At 71.7% G+C, this 318-nt stretch carries 1 protein-coding gene; it reads right to left on the reverse strand.

The features are described 5' to 3' along the window. The coding region (locus tag AB0J08_RS40250; protein WP_360644716.1) for an IPT/TIG domain-containing protein at window positions 1–318 on the reverse strand (318 nt) is incomplete at both ends.

Genomic DNA, 318 nt, shown 5'->3' on the forward strand with positions numbered 1-318 from the left:
CGTCGCGGCGCTGGTGCCGAAGGTCACGGCGGTGGCGGTGGTGAGGTTGGTGCCGGTGAGGGTGACGGTGTTCCCCCCGGAGACCGGCCCCTGGTTGGGGACGAGCGCGCTCAGCGTCGGAGCTCCCAGGTAGGTGTAGGAGATGCCGTTGCTGGTGCCGGCCGGCGTGGTGACGGTGACCTGCACCGTCCCGCTGCCGGCGGGGGCGGTGGCGGTGATCTGGGCGGCGGAGACCACGGTGAACGATGTGGCGTTGACCGTGCCGAACTTCACGGCGGTGGCCCCGGTGAAACCGCTCCCCTGCAGGGTGACCGACGT

Source organism: Kitasatospora sp. NPDC050463, assembly GCF_040655255.1.
In the GTDB taxonomy this organism is placed as follows: Bacteria; Actinomycetota; Actinomycetes; order Streptomycetales; family Streptomycetaceae; genus Kitasatospora.